This window comes from Saccharopolyspora sp. CA-218241, from assembly GCF_050954615.1.
Lineage (GTDB): Bacteria > Actinomycetota > Actinomycetes > Mycobacteriales > Pseudonocardiaceae > Saccharopolyspora > Saccharopolyspora cebuensis.
The window spans coordinates 4939908-4955104 of the sequence record NZ_CP191860.1; the positions used below are offsets into that span (position 1 = coordinate 4939908).

At 75.0% G+C, this 15197-nt stretch carries 12 protein-coding genes; 4 read left to right on the forward strand and 8 right to left on the reverse strand.

What is annotated here, in order from left to right; genetic code table 11:
• Positions 1–41: 41 nt before the first annotated feature.
• On the forward strand, positions 42–2672 hold the full coding sequence (locus ACQP0T_RS23490) for a hypothetical protein (protein WP_433870006.1): 2631 nt from the start codon (positions 42–44) through the stop codon (positions 2670–2672).
• 547 nt (positions 2673–3219) lie between these two features.
• On the opposite strand, the gene ACQP0T_RS23495 is transcribed toward ACQP0T_RS23490, so the two are convergent.
• The 6 genes from ACQP0T_RS23495 to ACQP0T_RS23520 form a co-directional block, all read right to left on the reverse strand.
• Positions 3220–4743: an amino acid permease gene (locus ACQP0T_RS23495; RefSeq protein WP_345358621.1), complete on the reverse strand. Its 1524-nt coding sequence runs from the start codon at positions 4741–4743 to the stop codon at positions 3220–3222.
• A 456-nt stretch (positions 4744–5199) separates the two neighbouring features.
• The gene (gene manA, locus ACQP0T_RS23500; protein ID WP_433870007.1) at positions 5200–6462 is read right to left on the reverse strand and encodes a mannose-6-phosphate isomerase, class I; all 1263 of its coding nucleotides are present in this window, start codon (positions 6460–6462) and stop codon (positions 5200–5202) included.
• Positions 6463–6578: 116 nt separating this feature from the next.
• Positions 6579–7658: a hypothetical protein gene (locus ACQP0T_RS23505; RefSeq protein ID WP_433870008.1), complete on the reverse strand. Its 1080-nt coding sequence runs from the start codon at positions 7656–7658 to the stop codon at positions 6579–6581.
• Positions 7659–7663: 5 nt separating this feature from the next.
• Positions 7664–7867: a Trm112 family protein gene (locus tag ACQP0T_RS23510; RefSeq protein WP_433870009.1), complete on the reverse strand. Its 204-nt coding sequence runs from the start codon at positions 7865–7867 to the stop codon at positions 7664–7666.
• 65 nt (positions 7868–7932) lie between these two features.
• The gene (locus ACQP0T_RS23515; RefSeq protein ID WP_433870010.1) at positions 7933–9282 is read right to left on the reverse strand and encodes a phosphomannomutase/phosphoglucomutase; all 1350 of its coding nucleotides are present in this window, start codon (positions 9280–9282) and stop codon (positions 7933–7935) included.
• A 166-nt stretch (positions 9283–9448) separates the two neighbouring features.
• A complete protein-coding gene (locus tag ACQP0T_RS23520; protein ID WP_345358606.1) occupies positions 9449–9805 on the reverse strand; it encodes a DUF3499 domain-containing protein in 357 nt (118 codons plus the stop codon).
• Positions 9806–9972: 167 nt separating this feature from the next.
• Between ACQP0T_RS23520 and ACQP0T_RS23525 the strand changes: the two genes are divergently transcribed.
• Positions 9973–10446 (forward strand): metallopeptidase family protein, encoded by a 474-nt coding sequence (locus ACQP0T_RS23525; RefSeq protein ID WP_345358603.1) that lies wholly within the window; start codon positions 9973–9975, stop codon positions 10444–10446.
• On the opposite strand, the gene ACQP0T_RS23530 is transcribed toward ACQP0T_RS23525, so the two are convergent.
• Together ACQP0T_RS23530 and ACQP0T_RS23535 are read right to left on the reverse strand one after the other, a co-directional pair.
• The gene (locus tag ACQP0T_RS23530; RefSeq protein WP_433870011.1) at positions 10430–13510 is read right to left on the reverse strand and encodes a glycosyltransferase; all 3081 of its coding nucleotides are present in this window, start codon (positions 13508–13510) and stop codon (positions 10430–10432) included. The genes ACQP0T_RS23525 and ACQP0T_RS23530 overlap by 17 nt on opposite strands.
• 106 nt (positions 13511–13616) lie before the next feature.
• Positions 13617–13868 carry a WhiB family transcriptional regulator gene (locus ACQP0T_RS23535; protein ID WP_433873822.1) on the reverse strand — a complete coding sequence of 84 codons (252 nt, stop codon included), beginning with the start codon at positions 13866–13868 and terminating at the stop codon, positions 13617–13619.
• A 137-nt stretch (positions 13869–14005) separates the two neighbouring features.
• Here ACQP0T_RS23535 and ACQP0T_RS23540 point away from each other — a divergent pair, with 137 nt between their 5' ends.
• Both ACQP0T_RS23540 and ACQP0T_RS23545 read left to right on the forward strand, forming a co-directional pair.
• Positions 14006–14212 carry a hypothetical protein gene (locus ACQP0T_RS23540; RefSeq protein WP_345358597.1) on the forward strand — a complete coding sequence of 69 codons (207 nt, stop codon included), beginning with the start codon at positions 14006–14008 and terminating at the stop codon, positions 14210–14212.
• A 195-nt stretch (positions 14213–14407) separates the two neighbouring features.
• Positions 14408–15157 carry a site-2 protease family protein gene (locus ACQP0T_RS23545; RefSeq protein ID WP_433870012.1) on the forward strand — a complete coding sequence of 250 codons (750 nt, stop codon included), beginning with the start codon at positions 14408–14410 and terminating at the stop codon, positions 15155–15157.
• Positions 15158–15197 lie beyond the last annotated feature (40 nt).

Genomic DNA, 15197 nt, shown 5'->3' on the forward strand with positions numbered 1-15197 from the left:
GAGCCCGCCGACGACCCGCCCACCGCGACCCTGGAGGACCAGTGCCACTACCCGGGCCCGACACCCGAGTGGTCGAGCTGCGGGTGCACGGCATCCTCGGCACCACGCCCGACGAGCTGACCGAGTCGGTGGCCTCGGTGGACGTGGCCGGTGACGGGGTCGGCCGGATCGTGCGCCCCGCCGACCGGCTGCTGCGCCCGGTCCCCGGCCCGATGCTCTCGGCCGGCGACCGCTCGGTGCCCCGGATCGTCGAGGGCTACGTCTGGGGCGGCATGACCTCCGGCGGCCTGTCGAAGGCGTCCTGGGCGCTGCTGTTCCCCTTCGCCTTGGCCAACGTCGCGCACTGGATGCTGCCGCCCGCCCGGCCGGGCCACCGGGTGAGCGGGCTGCTCAGCGCCGTCCTGCGGGCGTTGTTCCGGCTCTCCGCGCTGCTGCTGACCACGCTGTTCGTCAGCCAGCTCACCGTGGTGCTGCTGGACCTGGTCGCGGCGCAGTGCCTGCGCCCCGGCGGGACCTGCCAGGGCTGGGTCCCGGACGCGTTCCGCGAGGTCGACCAGCTGCGCGCCTTCCTCGGCCTGCTGCCGGTGGGCCTGGTGGTGCTGCTCATGCACCGGCTGTCCCGGACCTCGTGGCGGGTCACCACGGGACGCGGCGGGAGCGCGCAGCACTCCGCCCGGGCGCCGATGCTGCCGGGCGCCAACGTCGTCACCGACCCGGACACCGCCGCGCTGCGGGTCCTGCACACCACCGCGGCGCTGGCCGCGATGGCGCTGGTGGCCCTCGGCGGACCGTTCGCCCCGAGCGCGGACCCACGCTGGCTGGTCGCCGTCCTGCTGCTGGTCGGGTGCGCGGTGGGCTGCGGCGCCCTGGACGACCCCACCGGGATGACCGAGAGCGGCGGTCGGGCGCTGCGCACCGCGCTGCGCCGGGTGCCGCGCCGCGTGCTGCTGACCACCGGTGCCGTGCTGGTGCTGTCGGTGGCGTTGCTGCCCGGGCCGCTGTCCGGCCCGCTGCCGGGTTCCGGCGCCGTCACCGGGTCGATCACCGCCGCGATGGTGCTGAGCTGCGTGGCGATCGCGGTCCTGCTGCTGCCCGCGGCCGCGTTGGCGCGACCGACCTGGCAGGACCTGCCCGCCGACCTGCGCCCGTGGGCGGGCGGCTGGATGGGCGCCCCGGTGCTGATGATCGCCTGCCTGCTGGGCAACGGTTTCGGCGCGGGCCTGGCGTTCACCGTCCGGCAGGCGCTCGACCCGGCGCTGGTGCTGCCCGCGACCTACGACGACGTGACGCTGTTCTGGGGGACCGGCGCGGTGCTGGCGGTGCTCGCCGCCGCGCTCGGCGGGCCGTGGCTGCTGATCCGCCGGTGGCGGGGCGGTCCGGAGGAGATCCCGGAGGAGGTCGCGCTGCTGCACGCGGGCCGCAAGGAGGACCAGCGGTCCGCGGCGAGCGCGTGGAAGTGGGCCGGTCTGCAACGCCGGAACCTGCATCGCGTGCTGCTGGTGATCAGCGGGGTGCTGGTCGGCAGCACTGCGGTGACGCTGGCGGCCAAGACCTTCGGGCTGCCCCGCTGGCCGTTCGCCGACTGGCTGGTGGGCCTGGGCGTCCTCGCGCTGGCGGCGCTGGCCGTCGGGCTGCTGCGGATGGTGTACCTGGCCGCGGTCAAGCCGGACGCGGGGCGGTACCTGGGCGTGCTCTGCGACCTGGTGCTGTTCTGGCCGCGCGAAGCGCACCCCGTGGTGCCGCCGTGCTACGCGATGAAGGTGATCCCGGAGCTCGCGGCCCGCGCCACCGAGCACCTGGCCGACCCGAACACCCGGGTGGTGCTCGTCGGCCACAGCCAGGGCAGCCTGCTCGCCGCCGTGACCACCGCCCGGCTGCTGGAGACCCTGCCGGAGCAGGACCGCGAGCGGGTCGGGCTGGTCACCGCGGGTTCGCAGTTGCAGTGGGCCTACCCCCGGGCGTTCCCCGGCGTGGTGCCGCACTACGCGCTGCGCGACCTCGCCGGATCGCTGGAAGGTCGCTGGCGCGCGCTGTGCCGGGGCACCGATCCCATCGGCGGTGCGGTCAGCACCTGGAACCGGCAGGTCTACGGCGGCACGCTGATCGGCGTGGGCTTCCGCGAGGGTTCCGAAGGACCGCTGCCGCCTGCCACCCGGGGACCGACCGGTGCGCTGGTCCTCGGCGGCGACCACTGGCTCCCGGACCCGCAGCGCGGGCCGTTCGCCTGCCGCCGCTGGGTGCCGGGCGTGCTGGGGCACAGCGACTACACCGGCGACCCCGAGTGGGACCGCGCGGTCGCGATGGCCGCCGGGTTGGAGAGCCCGGCGCGCGGCGCGTCGCTGCCGCTCCAGCACCAGCCCGGTGGCCGGGGCGTGGCTCCGGCGGCGGACTCGGCGGCGGCTGGAGCCCCGGTGAGCGCCGGGGACGACGAACCGCCGACGCCCGCGGGCGCGGCGTCCCGCGACGGTGCCGAGGTGGTCACCGACCGGGTGGCCGGGAACGGCGCGATCCCGCTGGACGAGGTCGACGCCGTCCCCGAGGAGGAGACCGCGCGCGAGACCGACGGACCGCCCGAACGACCGGAACCGGCGGTCCTGCCCGAGATCACCGAACCCCGGGCGCGCACCGCCCCGTGGGAGCGCGGCCTGTCGCTGCGGCCCTCCGAGCGCTGACCGCACCCCACCGGACCGGCGCGGCGCGGAGCGCGGCCACGGCGGTCGCACCCCGGACGCGCGGAGCGGCCGGTGGTCGCACGGCACGTCCGGAACTCTCCCGAGGCCGGGGCCCGGGGCGGCAGCCGCCCCGGAGGTGGGGACGCCCGCGGCGGATCACCACCGGTGCCGGGTCGGCACCGCATCCGCCGAGCCACCGCCCACCGCGCCACCGCGCGCGGGACCGGCGGCCGGACCACCACCTCCGCACCGAGGCCTCCGCCCGGACCGGCACCGGCCCGGGGCACTGCGGGAACGGGCACTGCGGGAAAGGGCGGGAGCGCCGCCACCGCGGCGCGCGCCGGCGTCGGAAGGACACCGGGAAGCGGGGCGGGGAACGGGATTCGCACTGCTCGTCGTCGTCGCACATCCTCGATGTTCCGCCGTTCCCGGCGGGAAGTCATCGCTCGACGGTGTGAACATCAGTTCGAATCCACGTCCGGGCTCCGGAAATGGCGGAGGGCGCCGCCCCAGCGGGGACGGCGCCCTCCGACGTGCGATCAGACGGTCAGCCCTGGTCCTTCGGCGAGGACGACGGGGGCAGGTCGAACTCGCCCCGGCCCAGCCGCGAGTGGCTGCGCCCGTAGAGGAAGTAGATGACCACACCGGCGGCCATCCAGACCAGGAACCGGACCCAGGTCAGGGCGGTCAGGTTCAGCATCAGCCAGATGCAGGCGATGATCGCCAGGATCGGCACCAGCGGCACCAGCGGCGCCCGGAAGCCGCGCGGCAGGTCCGGCCGGGTCTTGCGGAGCACGATCACACCGGCCGAGACCAGCACGAACGCGAACAGCGTCCCGACGTTGACCATCTCCTCCAGCCGCTCGGCCGGGAAGAAGCCGGCGGCCAGGAAGACGACCACGCCGACCAGCACGGTGGCGCGCACCGGCGTGCCGTGCTTGTCGCTGGTCTTGGCCAGCCCGCGCGGGATGAGCCCGTCGCGGGACATCGCGAACAGCACCCGGATCTGGCCGAGCAGCATGACCATGACCACCGTGGTCAGGCCGAGCAGCGCGCCGATGGCGATGATCGTCGCCGCCCAGGTGATGCCGTTGAGCTGGAACGCGGTGGCCAGCGTGGCCTGGGTGCCGTCCTCGGTGGTGGCGAGGTCGGTGTAGTGCGACATGCCGGTCAGCACCAGCGCGACCGCCACGTACAGCACGGTGACGATGACCAGCGAGCCGAGGATGCCGCGCGGCGCGTCGCGCTGCGGGTTGCGGGTCTCCTCGGCAGTGGTGGCCACCACGTCGAAACCGATGAACGCGAAGAAGACCAGCGAGGCACCGGCCAGCAGGCCGAACACGCCGAAGTTGCTGGTCTCACCGCCGAGCAGCAGCGAGAGCAGCGACTGGTCGATGGCCGCGCCGCCCTCCTGGGACGGCTGGGCCGGCGGGATGAACGGGGTGTAGTTGGCGGCCTTGATGAAGAAGGCGCCGACCACGATCACCAGCAGCACCACGGCGACCTTGAGCGTGGTGATCACCAGGCTGAACCGGGCGGAGAGCTTGGTGCCCAGCGCCAGCAGCGTGGTCAGCACGGCGACCAGCAGCACCGCGCCCCAGTCGAATTCCAGCGGCCCGAGGGCGACCGAGGTGGGCAGGCCGAGGCCGAAGATCTCCAGCACCTGCTGCAGGTAGGCCGACCAGCCCTTGCTGACCGCCGCGGCGGCGACGGCGAACTCCAGGATCAGGTCCCAGCCGATGATCCACGCGATGAACTCGCCGAAGGTGGCGTACGAGTAGGTGTACGCACTGCCCGCGACCGGGACGGTGGAGGCGAACTCGGCGTAGCAGACCGCCGCCAGGCCGCAGGCGATCGCCGCGATGACGAAGGCCAGCGAGACCGACGGTCCGGTGACGTCGCCCGCCGTCCGCGCGGCGAGGGTGAAGATCCCCGCGCCGATCACGACCGACACGCCGAAGACGATGAGGTCCCAGGTACCGAGGTTCTTCCTCAGCTTGCTGCCCGGTTCGTCGGTCTCCAAGATCGATTGCTCAACCGACTTGGTTCGCCACAGCCCATTACCTGGCACTGTCGCCTCCCTCTTCCATCCCATGTGGTGGGTCGCACCTTAGCGCCGCAGTCTCGCAACCGGAACGAGTGAACCTGAAGCAAGCACGCGATTCGTTAACGGCTTGTGATTCAGCGAACACCGCTCCGCCCAGCAGCACCGCCCGCACCGCACCGGCGTGCGAGAAGCCTCGCAGCAGGCACGGCCGCGCGCACCCCGACCGCCGCCGCGAACAGGCGGCGGAGATCGGCTCTGACGTCGCGCCCAAGGTACTGGCCGACCGCGCCGGTCACCGGCCGGGTCCGCGCACCGGAGCGCCGCACCGGGCACCGAGGTCGACGTACCGCACCGCCGCGATCACCGCGCGCAGCCCGCCGGGGGCGGTGCGCCGCGCCGACCGCCCGCGAACACCCCGGTGCGAACCGGCGCTGAGCTGCGCGAACGCCCTCGGACGGGCTGGGTCGAGCGTTCTTGGTCTCACCGTTCCAGCACGTGGGAATCGGTCGGCCCGGGAGCCGCCCGGAAGACCTGCGCGGCCCCGTCGGCGTCGAGCTCCAAGGGGCGCAGCTCGACCGCCGGGTCGTGGGCGGCCAGCCACACCGACTGGCCCCGCACCAGGTCCAGCTCGCGCGGGACCGCACCACCGCCGGTCAGCCGGACGCTGCCCTTGGTGCACAGCAGTATCTGCGGACCGCCGGAGTCCAGGTGCACCGGACGTCGCTCGGCGGGCGACCAGTCCAACCGGGACAGCTCGAACTCCTCCGCGGGCGTGGGGTAGACGGTCAGGTTGGCGTCCAGCGACTCGCCCTTGAGCACGCGCATGTCGCCGCACGCGAAGTCCAGCACCCGCAGCAACTCCGGGACGTCCACGTGCTTGGGCGTCAGCCCGCAGCGCAGGATGTTGTCCGAGTTGGCCAGGATCTCGATGCCGGTGCCGTGCAGGTAGGCATGCAGGTTCCCGGCGGGCAGGAAGATCGCCTCGCCCGGCTGCAACACCAGCCGGTTGAGCAGCAGGCTCGCCAGCACGCCCGCGTCGTTCGGGTACGCCTCGCCGAGCTCCAGCGCGGTGCGGCACTCCAGCGCGAACTCGCCGCGTTCCCGGACGTGCCGGACGCAGGCGTCGAGCAACTCCGGCATCAGCTCGCGCAGGTAGTGCTCGGGCAGCGTGATCCAGGTGGTGAACAGGGCGCGCAGGCCGTCGGCGTCCGGCTGGCCGGCGAGCAGGTCCCGGTGCGGGCGCAGCCGCGGCACGTCGAGGTCGTCGAGCAGCCGGACGGTGCGCTGCGCGTCGCGGAACCCGGCCAGCGCGTGGAACTCGGTCAGCGCGCAGATCAGCTCCGGCTTCGCGGTCGGGTCGGGGTAGTTGCGGTTCGAGGCGGTGCGCGGGATCCCGGTCGCCTCCTCCCGGGCGAACCCCTCCGCCGCCTGCTCCGCCGACGGGTGCGCCTGCAGGCTCAGCGGCTCGTCGGCCGCCAGCACCTTGAGCAGGAACGGCAGCCGCCCGCCCCAGCGGTCCAGGCAGTCCGGACCGAGGTGGCGGTCCGGCTCGTCGTCGAGCAGGGACAGCAGGGTGACCTCGGACCCGTCGCCGCGGACCACCCGCGAGGGATCGCCGGGATGCGCCCCCATCCACAGCTCGGCCTCCGGGTGGGGCGTGGGAACGGGTCGGCCGAGCAGGTCCGCGATCGCGGTGCGCGAACCCCACGCGTAGGGGCGCACCGCGTTTCGCAGTAACTCCACAGTCGTCTCGCTTCCTCGTCGTGCCCGGTGCCCGGGCGCTCGGCGGACCACCTACCGGGGACAGCACACCGGTCCGGTGGCCGCGCCCGCATCGGGGGTGGCCCTGACCTTTCCCCTCAGTGCACCGCCAGGGCCGGCCAGCCCGGGCCGTTGACGGTGCCGGAGGCCAGCCCGAGGTAGACGGCGGCGAGGTCGAAGCGAGCGGCGAAGACCCCGGCGCGCACCGCGGCGTCCTCCTGCTCCGACCCGTCCGGGCTCAGCAGGTCCGCGCCGGGCAGGTCCCGGACCGCCGCCCGCTCGACGGCCTCGGTCCGGTCGTCCTGCCGGGCCCGGACCAGGAAGACCCGCAGCGCCCCGGCACCGCGCTCGTCCGGGTCGGCGAACAGGTCGGCCTCCGAACCGACCGAGCTCGCCGCGCGCAGCAGCGCGGTCCGGGTGACCGCCTGGTGGTAGTCGGCGACGTCGCAGGCCACCCCGGCGAGGCAGCCGAAGGCGAACCCGCCGTGCGCGGCGACCGCGGCGCCCACCGGCTCGATCCCCCACAGCAGCGGGGTGTGCTCGGCGACCCGCAGCGCCAGCGACTTGGCCGGGTTGACCAGCACGTCGTTGTCCGGGTGGGCCCGCTCGGACTCCCGGTCCAGCGCGTCGGCCAGCGCTTCGGTGTCGGTGCGCAGCAGCCCGAGCGCGCCGAGCACCGCCAACCCGGAGGCGTAGGCGTGGCCGAACGACAGCTCCGGCGGCACCGGCAACCGGGGCGGCAGCACCGTGGCTCGTCCGGCGCCCGCGGCGGCCACCGGACCGTCCTGCGGCACGGCCACCACGACCGTCGCGCCGCGCCGGGAGGCCCGCGACAGCGACTCGGCGAGCACCTGGTCGTTGCCGTCGTCGGTGTGCGCGAACACCACGTCCAGCGCACCGATCCAGGACGGGGCGCTGTCGGCGATCACCACCGGCACCGGGCACGCCGGGCCGAGCAGCGCCGCCAGCACCCGGCACACCCCGTCGCCGACCCCGGGGCGGGCCAGCAGCACCAGGGCGCGCGGGCGCAGTTCGGCGAGGTCGTCGAGGCCCTTCTCGGCGGCCGTCTCGACGGCCGCGCGCACTTGCGCCCCGGACAGGGCCGCCTGCCGCAGCAGCCCCCGCCCGTCGGCCTCTACCAGCCGGGCGGGGTCGTCGAAGAGGGTGTCGTCGAGCATCGCCCTCACCTGCCTCCGGAGGGGCCGTCGACGGCCTCCTCCAGCAGCAGGACCGGGATGCCGTCCCGGATCGGGAAACCGCGACCGCACGAGGTGCAGGTCAGGTAGTCGGCTTCCGGATCGTCGACGAGTCCCGGTCGCAGCGGTGCGTGCTGCTCGCACGGGCAGGCCAGGATCTCCAGCAACTGGGGTTCCAGCGCGGCGGCCATATTTCCTCCCAAGGTCGCCCGGATCGCCCCGGGCTCGCACTCCGGCCGTCGGGTAGACGACGTCTTCAGCCGCGGACTACCGCCAGCACCTCATCGCGCAGCGCGGCCACGGTGTCGGCGTCCCCCGCCTCCACGTTGAGCCGGAGCAGCGGCTCGGTGTTGGAGGGACGCAGGTTGAACCACGATCCGTTGCCGAGCTCCACGGTAAGCCCGTCGAGGTCGTCGACACGAGCACCGTTGCGATCCCGGAACGCGTCGGCGACCGCGCGCATCCGCTCGGCCTGGTCGTCGACCGTCGAGTTGATCTCCCCCGAGGCCGCGTACCGGGTGTACTCGGCCATCAGCTCCGACAGCGGCCGGTCCTGCCCGCCGAGCGCGGCGAGCACGTGCAGCGCCGCCAGCATCCCGGAGTCGGCGCGCCAGAACTCGCGGAAGTAGTAGTGCGCGGAGTGCTCGCCGCCGAAGATCGCACCGGTCTCGGCCATCGTCTGCTTGATGAAGGAGTGGCCGACGCGGGTGCGGACCGGCTGCCCGCCGTGCTCGGCGACGATCTCCGGCACCGACTTCGAGGTGATCAGGTTGTGGATGACCGTCCCGCCGGGCTCCTTGGCCAGCTCGCGCACCGCGACCAGCGCGGTGATGGCGCTCGGCGGGACCGGGTCGGCGTTCTGGTCCACCACGAAGCAGCGGTCGGCGTCGCCGTCGAAGGCCAGGCCCGCGTCGGCGCCGACCTCGCGCACCTTGGCCTGCAGGTCGACCAGGTTGGCCGGGTCCAGCGGGTTGGCCTCGTGGTTCGGGAAGGTGCCGTCGAGCTCGAAGTACATCGGCACCACCTCGATCGGCAGCCCCTCGAACACGGTCGGCACGGTGTGCCCGCCCATGCCGTTGCCCGCGTCGACCACGATCTTCAGCGGCCGGATCGACCGGAGGTCGACGAGCCCGCGCAGGAACTCGGCGTAGTCGCCGAGCATGGTCCGCTCCGAGATGCCGCCCTGGGCGCCGAGGAACTCCGGCACCCCGTGGGTGACGAGCTCCTGGATCTCGGACAGCCCGCTGTCCTGGCCCACCGGGGCCGCGCCCGCCCGGCACAGCTTGATGCCGTTGTACTGCGCCGGGTTGTGGCTGGCGGTGAACATGGCGCCCGGCAGCTCCAGCCGACCGGAGGCGAAGTACAGCATGTCGGTGCTGGCCAGCCCGATGTTGATCACGTCGATGCCTTGGCCGGCGATGCCCTCGGCGAAGGCCGCGGCCAGACCCGGCGACGATTCCCGCATGTCGTGGCCGACGACGATCGCCGGTCCGCCGACCAGGCGGGTGAAGGCGGCGCCGAACTCGCGGACGAGGTCCTCGTCGAGCTGCTCCCCCACCACCCCGCGGATGTCGTACGCCTTGACGATCCCGGACAGGTCCCGCACGCTTGCCCTCCCAGATACGGCCTCGGTGTGGACCGAAGCCTACCGGCGAGCACCGTCCCGCTGGGGGTCGCTCGGCGCCCGCGAGCCGTTCATCACGGTGTTCACCGAGCCGTTCGATCCGCGACACCGCCGCGTCCGCTCCTCGATCGGCTCCCGTGCACCGGCCCTATTCGTCCACTGGATCGGGCAGCGCCCGGAGGTGGCCGCGGCGGATGCCGGTGGTGCCCAGGTCAGGCGGCACCGGGCGGTCGGAGCGTCCGGCCTCCCGCACCGCCTCGGCTAACGCCGTGAGGTCGTCGTCCGAGGGCTCGGGCATCGCGAACTCGCCCTCGTACCGGACGACCTCCCACCCCTTCGGCGCGGTCAGCCGCAGCGCGTGCGCCTCGCACAGGTCGTAGCTGTGCGGCTCGGCCGAGGTGGCCAGCGGGCCGACGACCGCGGTCGAGTCGGCGTAGGCATACGTGAGCGTGGCGACGGCCGGGTTGGTACATCCCGTCCGCGAGCAACGCCTCACGCTCCGCACGACACGCACGATAGCGCCCCGGGCCCGGCCCGCGCCGCAGGCACGCGGGAACGGCTCGGGCGGAACGGATCACAACGGGTGCTCCCGCCGCACCTGCCGTGCGAAAAGCCGACGCCGCGGCGCGGAGCGCTTCTTCCGCGACCGGGTGGGAGGCGTACCCTCGGCGCGTGGTGACCGCACGTGGATCTCGGCGGCGCGGCCGGCTTCAGCGGGACCGGCGCGGCCGCGGCCTGCGCGGACCGCTGTACCCGTCGTCGGTGCCGGTCTCGCGCAGCCGCTCGCAGCGCTTCGACGCGCTGGTGCTGGAGGCGCTGGAGCCGATCGAGCAGCGCTGGCACGCCGAGCTGACCCAGCTCGACGTCGCCGTCGACGAGGTGCCCGAGATCGAGACCACCGTCCCGGAGAAGCTGGTCTGGGACGACGACGTGGTGGTGGACGCCAACGTGCCGCTGGCCAGGCTCGTCCCGGCGGGCGTGGACCGCAGGGGGCTGCCCACGCGGGCCCGCATCGTGCTCTACCGGCGCCCGCTGGAGGCCCGCGCGCGCGACGGCACGGACATGGCCGACCTGCTGCACGACGTGCTGGTCGAGCAGGTGGCCGCCTACCTGGGCCTGGACCCGGACGTCATCGACGAGCAGTGACCCGCCCGGGCAGCGCGGCGACCGCGGTGAACAGGATCGCCGCGGCCTGCGCGATCAGCAGCGCGGTGCGCGGCGCCTCGGTGTAGCCGACCCGCACCTCGGCGGCCCGCTCCGGCAGCGGGACCGCGACCTGGTCGCCCCAGGCGGTCGCCAGCGGCGCGGCCCGACCGTCGACGGTGGCCCACCACCCGGGCTCCTGCGGAACGCCCAGCACCAGCGTCCGGCCCACCCCGCCCGGGGTCACCCGCACCGCGACCGCGGGCGGCGCGGCGTCCACCGGCAGCGGCCGGGCCCGCGGCGCCGGGGCCGGTTCGGTGCGCGCCTGCCGGGCCAGGTCGGGACCGAGCAGCGAGACGGGGCTGCCCGGGATCAGCAGGCGCAGCACCACCCGCCCGTCCGGCAGTCGGCCGCGCTCGGTGGCGAGGCTGCCCGCCGCCGACACCAGCCGCGGGTCGTCGGTGGCCACGTGCGAGACCCCGCGCGCGGCGGCCGACGCCAGCGCCCCGCGCACCCGTTCCGGGTCGCCGGAGCGCAGGTCGGCGCTCGCCCGGTCCCACCAGCGGGCGGCCGAGGGCACCGGGGCCAGGTCGGCGTCGCCGAAGCGCGGCCGGGCACCACCGGGCAGCCGGGCGGGTTCGCCCAGGTCCAGCAGCCGACCGGGTTCCCGCAATTCGGCGGCCAGCGCCGGATCGACCGGGGCGGAGCGGGCGCGCAGCGGCCCGTCCACCCCCACCAGCGCTCCCGCGGCGGCGAGCCCCAGCAACCCGGCGGCGGTGAGGCAGGTGGCGACGGGCAGCGCGCGACGTCCGACCCAGGCGCTGCCCGGGCCGGACGTGAGCCGGCCGGTGCCGAGCAGCATCCAGCAGCACCCGGCGGCGGCCAGCACCAGCGGCGCCCCGGCCCAACCGGGTCCGCTCGGACCGCCCCCGATCGGCGCGGCGGTCCAGGCGCCGACCAGCACCGCCGCCGCCCAGCCCGCGACGAGCACCACGACGCCGGGCAGCATCCGCCTGCTCGGCGCGAGCAGCAGCGCCCCCAGCGCGCCGACCACCAGCAGGACGCCCGCCAGCGCGAGCGGGGTGCCGTCCGGGCTCAGCGCCAGCAGCCACGGCCCGGCGGGCGCGGCGGGCAGCGGGGCGCCGGTGCCGTGCAGCAGGAGTTCCGGGTGGCGCACCCACTGGAGCGGCCACGGCAGCAGGCAGGCCACCGGGAGCAGCACCAGCGCGGCCAGACCGGCGGCGCGGCGGCGGGCGTGGCCGGGGGCGGCGGGCACCGCGACGAAACCGAGCACCGCGAGGGCCACCAGGACCAGGTGCAGCAGGGGGACGAAGGCGCCGATCCCGGCCAGGCCCAGCGCGGTCAGGCAGGCGGTGGCCAGCCAGCTCCGGCCCGGCGAGGGCCCGGCCGCCGCGGCGATCCCGGCCAGGACCGGCGGCACCAGCACGTGCACCACGAGCACGTCGAGCCGTCCCTGGACCGCCGACAGCGCCACCGCGGGCAGCAGCGCGTAGGCCGCCGCCACCAGCGCGCGCCGGGTGCGCGACACCGGCAGCGCCCGGGTCGCCGCGTAGGCGGTGAGCCCGGCCAGCACGACGCCGAGGCCGAACAGCCCGGCGACCACCACCGCCGGACCGCCGAGGACCGACCCGAACAGGGCCAGCACCAGCAGCGACGGGCTCGCCGGGGCGGCGGTGCCCCCGGCGGCCGGGTGCCAGGCGGCGAGGTAGTCGCCCCAGGTGGTGCCCAGGTCGGCGACCGGTAAGAGGCGGCCGCCGTGCAGCTCGGTGCTGAACCTGCTCGCCTCGGCCAGCACCCCGCCCGCGACGACGGCGAACACCAGCAGCGCGGCGGTGAGCAGCAGCGGCGGGGTCAGCACCAGGGCGCGCAGCAGCCGGCGGCCGTCGACCGGCACCGCCAGCAGCTCGGGGCGGCGCTGCACCGGGGAGGGGACGTCCCCGGTCCCGGCGGTCACCACGACCGGACCGCCGCCCCGGCGACCCCGGTGCCGCACCGGTTCGGCGCCGCCCCCGCCGGGAGGCTCGTCGGGGACGGGCACCGGATCGCCCCACGCCGGGTCCTGCGCGACGCGGGCGCGCACCAGCGCCGCCACCCGGCGGCGGAGGGCGGTGCGCAGCCGCTCGGGCCGTCCGGTGCGGAGCCCGCGCACGTCGTGGCGGGTCGGGAGGACTTCGGCGCGGCGGGCCCGGGCGGCGGTGATCCCGAGCCGTCCGCGCAGCAGCGCGGTGAGCACCGACGCCTCGGTGCGGGCTTCGGTCCAGCGGCGCAGCAGCGCGAACCCGGCGAGCCGGAGCAGCGCCAGCCACGCCAGCCGGGGCGCGCCGAGCAGGGCGGACCACCGCGCGGTGCCGACCAGGAAGGTGCGCACCCCGGCCGCGCGGTCGGCGGGCGCGGGTTCCGGGCGCGGCGCCCGCACCCGCGCGGTGCTCGCGCACACCACCGCGTGCCCGGCGAGGTTGAGCCGCCAGCCCAGGTCGAGGTCGGCACCGCGCAGCGGCAGCTCCGGGTCGAGCCCGCCGAGCCGTTCGACGACCTCGCGGCGCAGCAGCGCTCCGGCGGCCGGGACGGCGAGCACCTCGGCGATCCCGGGTGCGGCGCCGAGCAAGGCCGGGTCCACTTCGGACAGATCGCCGCCGGATCGCCGGTTCCCGCTGCTGTCGGTGGACAGACCGGCGGCGACGACCAGCCGGGGATCGTCGCGGTCGAGCACCAGCGGGCCGACCGCCGCGGCGTCCGGATCCCGCGCGGCGACGGCGAGCAGCGCGGCCAGGCAACCGGGTTCGGGCGCGGTGCCCGCCGGGAGCAGCCACAGCCACTCCTCGCCGGTCGCGCGCTCGGCGGCCCGCCGCACGGCGGCGGTGCCGGGACCGACGTCGAGGACCTCGTCGACCAGGCCGTCGGCGCGGGCCGCGGCGAGCTCCTCGCCCCGGCCCACCGCGATCACCCGGCGCGGACGGATCTCCTGGTGCCGCAAGGCTTCCAGCGCGTCCACCGGGGACTCGTCCCGGCACAGCACGATCGCCAGCACCGGCGCGGTCGCGGCCACTGAACCTCCCCACGGCTGGTCCACCCACCGCGCAACGGTAGTGCACCACCGGGGGAATCGGGACGGCTCCGGACCGGCGGATTTCCCCACCGGTCCGGAGGCCGCCTCACACGGCGCGGCGCTTGAGCTTGCGACGCTCCCGTTCGGACAGTCCGCCCCAGATCCCGAAGCGCTCGTCGTGCGCCAGCGCGTATTCGAGGCATTCGGTGCGGACCTCGCAGCCGGCGCAGATCCGCTTGGCCTCCCGGGTGGATCCGCCCTTCTCCGGGAAGAACGCCTCCGGGTCGGTCTGCGCGCACAGCGCGCGTTCCTGCCACTCCTGCTCTTCCTCGTCGAGTTCGAACAGGTCGGACAGCATGTCGAGTTCCGCGATCCGAGCGTCCCCACGCTCCATCAGCCGGCCCTCTCCTGATTCCCACATGGCTCAAGCCCCCGGTCTCTCCCGATCCCACCGGCCCTCCCCAGGGCCGGAACAGGGACGCACTCCAGGCTGCGGTGGGCCTGCCACCGCTCCTCTTCGCGGCGTGCCGCACCTTCGACGGCGTCCTCGCCACCGTCGCCGACGGGTCCCGGCTCCTCAGCGGCCGCCGGACCTCGATCGACCCGTATCCCGACCTGGCCTCCCGCGCCGGTCGGGCGCCGCACGATCACCGCACCGACCAGGGCGGCAGCGGTTCACGTCAGCGAATAACACTGCTGTGATTACACCCGTGTAGCTCCTTGCGGTCAAGCGGAAACCTTCCGTAGGGGGACACCGCGGGGATCTCCCCGGACGGCGCTCGGAAGGGCTCGTTCAGCGCAACGACCTGTGGTCCTTCCGGCCCCGCCGGTGTCCGTGATCATGGATACCACCCCGCGGACGACCTCGCCCGGTGAGCGGTTGTGGACACTGGTGGTGTGACACATTCCGCGACACGGGTCAGCCCCGTCTTCCTCGCCCTGCTCGGCGTGACCGCCCTGGGCTGCGTGCTCGCCGGTTTCGACGCCACCCCGCTGCGGATCGCCGGGGTGGTGCTGATCGTCCTCGGCGGCTGGGCGGTTTCGCTGTGCCTGCACGAGTTCGGGCACGCCATCACCGCGTTCCGGGGCGGCGACCGCGAAGTGGCCCTGAAGGGCTACCTGACGCTGGATCCGCGCCGCTACACCGATCCCGTGCTGAGCATCGTGCTGCCGCTGCTGTTCGTGGCGATCGGCGGCATCCCGCTGCCGGGCGGGGCGGTGTGGATCAACCACCACGCGCTGCGCGGGCGGCGCACCGAATCGATGGTGTCGCTGGCCGGACCGGCGACGAACCTGGTGCTGGGCCTGCTGCTGGCCACCGCGGTGGCGCTGCTGCCGATGCCGCCCGGGCTCGCGGCGGGCTTGTCCTACCTGGCCTTCCTGCAGGTGATCGCGTTCGTGCTCAACATCCTCCCGGTGCCGGGCCTGGACGGGTACGGCGCGCTGGAGCCGTGGCTGTCCGGTCCGGCGCGGCAGTTCGGCGAGCGGGCCCGCCCGTGGGCGCCGCTGGTGCTGTTCATGGTGATCCTGGGCGTTCCCGGGGTGGCACCGGCGTTCTTCGGCCTGGCCTACTTCGTCTTCGACGTGGTCGGCGGGGACGCGCTGCTGTCGATCCAGGGCCAGGGCCTGTTCCGGTTCTGGGACTGACCGCGGGTCCGCCCGGTGGGACGCCGCCGCGCGGACTCGC

Excerpts from the sequence above, each read along its gene's own strand:
- ACQP0T_RS23510 (WP_433870009.1), bottom strand. The coding sequence starts at position 7,867 with ATGGCCGCCGCGCTGGAACCCCAGTTGCTGGAGATCCTGGCCTGCCCG.
- ACQP0T_RS23505 (WP_433870008.1), bottom strand. The coding sequence starts at position 7,658 with ATGCTCGACGACACCCTCTTCGACGACCCCGCCCGGCTGGTAGAGGCC.
- ACQP0T_RS23535 (WP_433873822.1), bottom strand. The coding sequence starts at position 13,868 with ATGCTGTCCGACCTGTTCGAACTCGACGAGGAAGAGCAGGAGTGGCAG.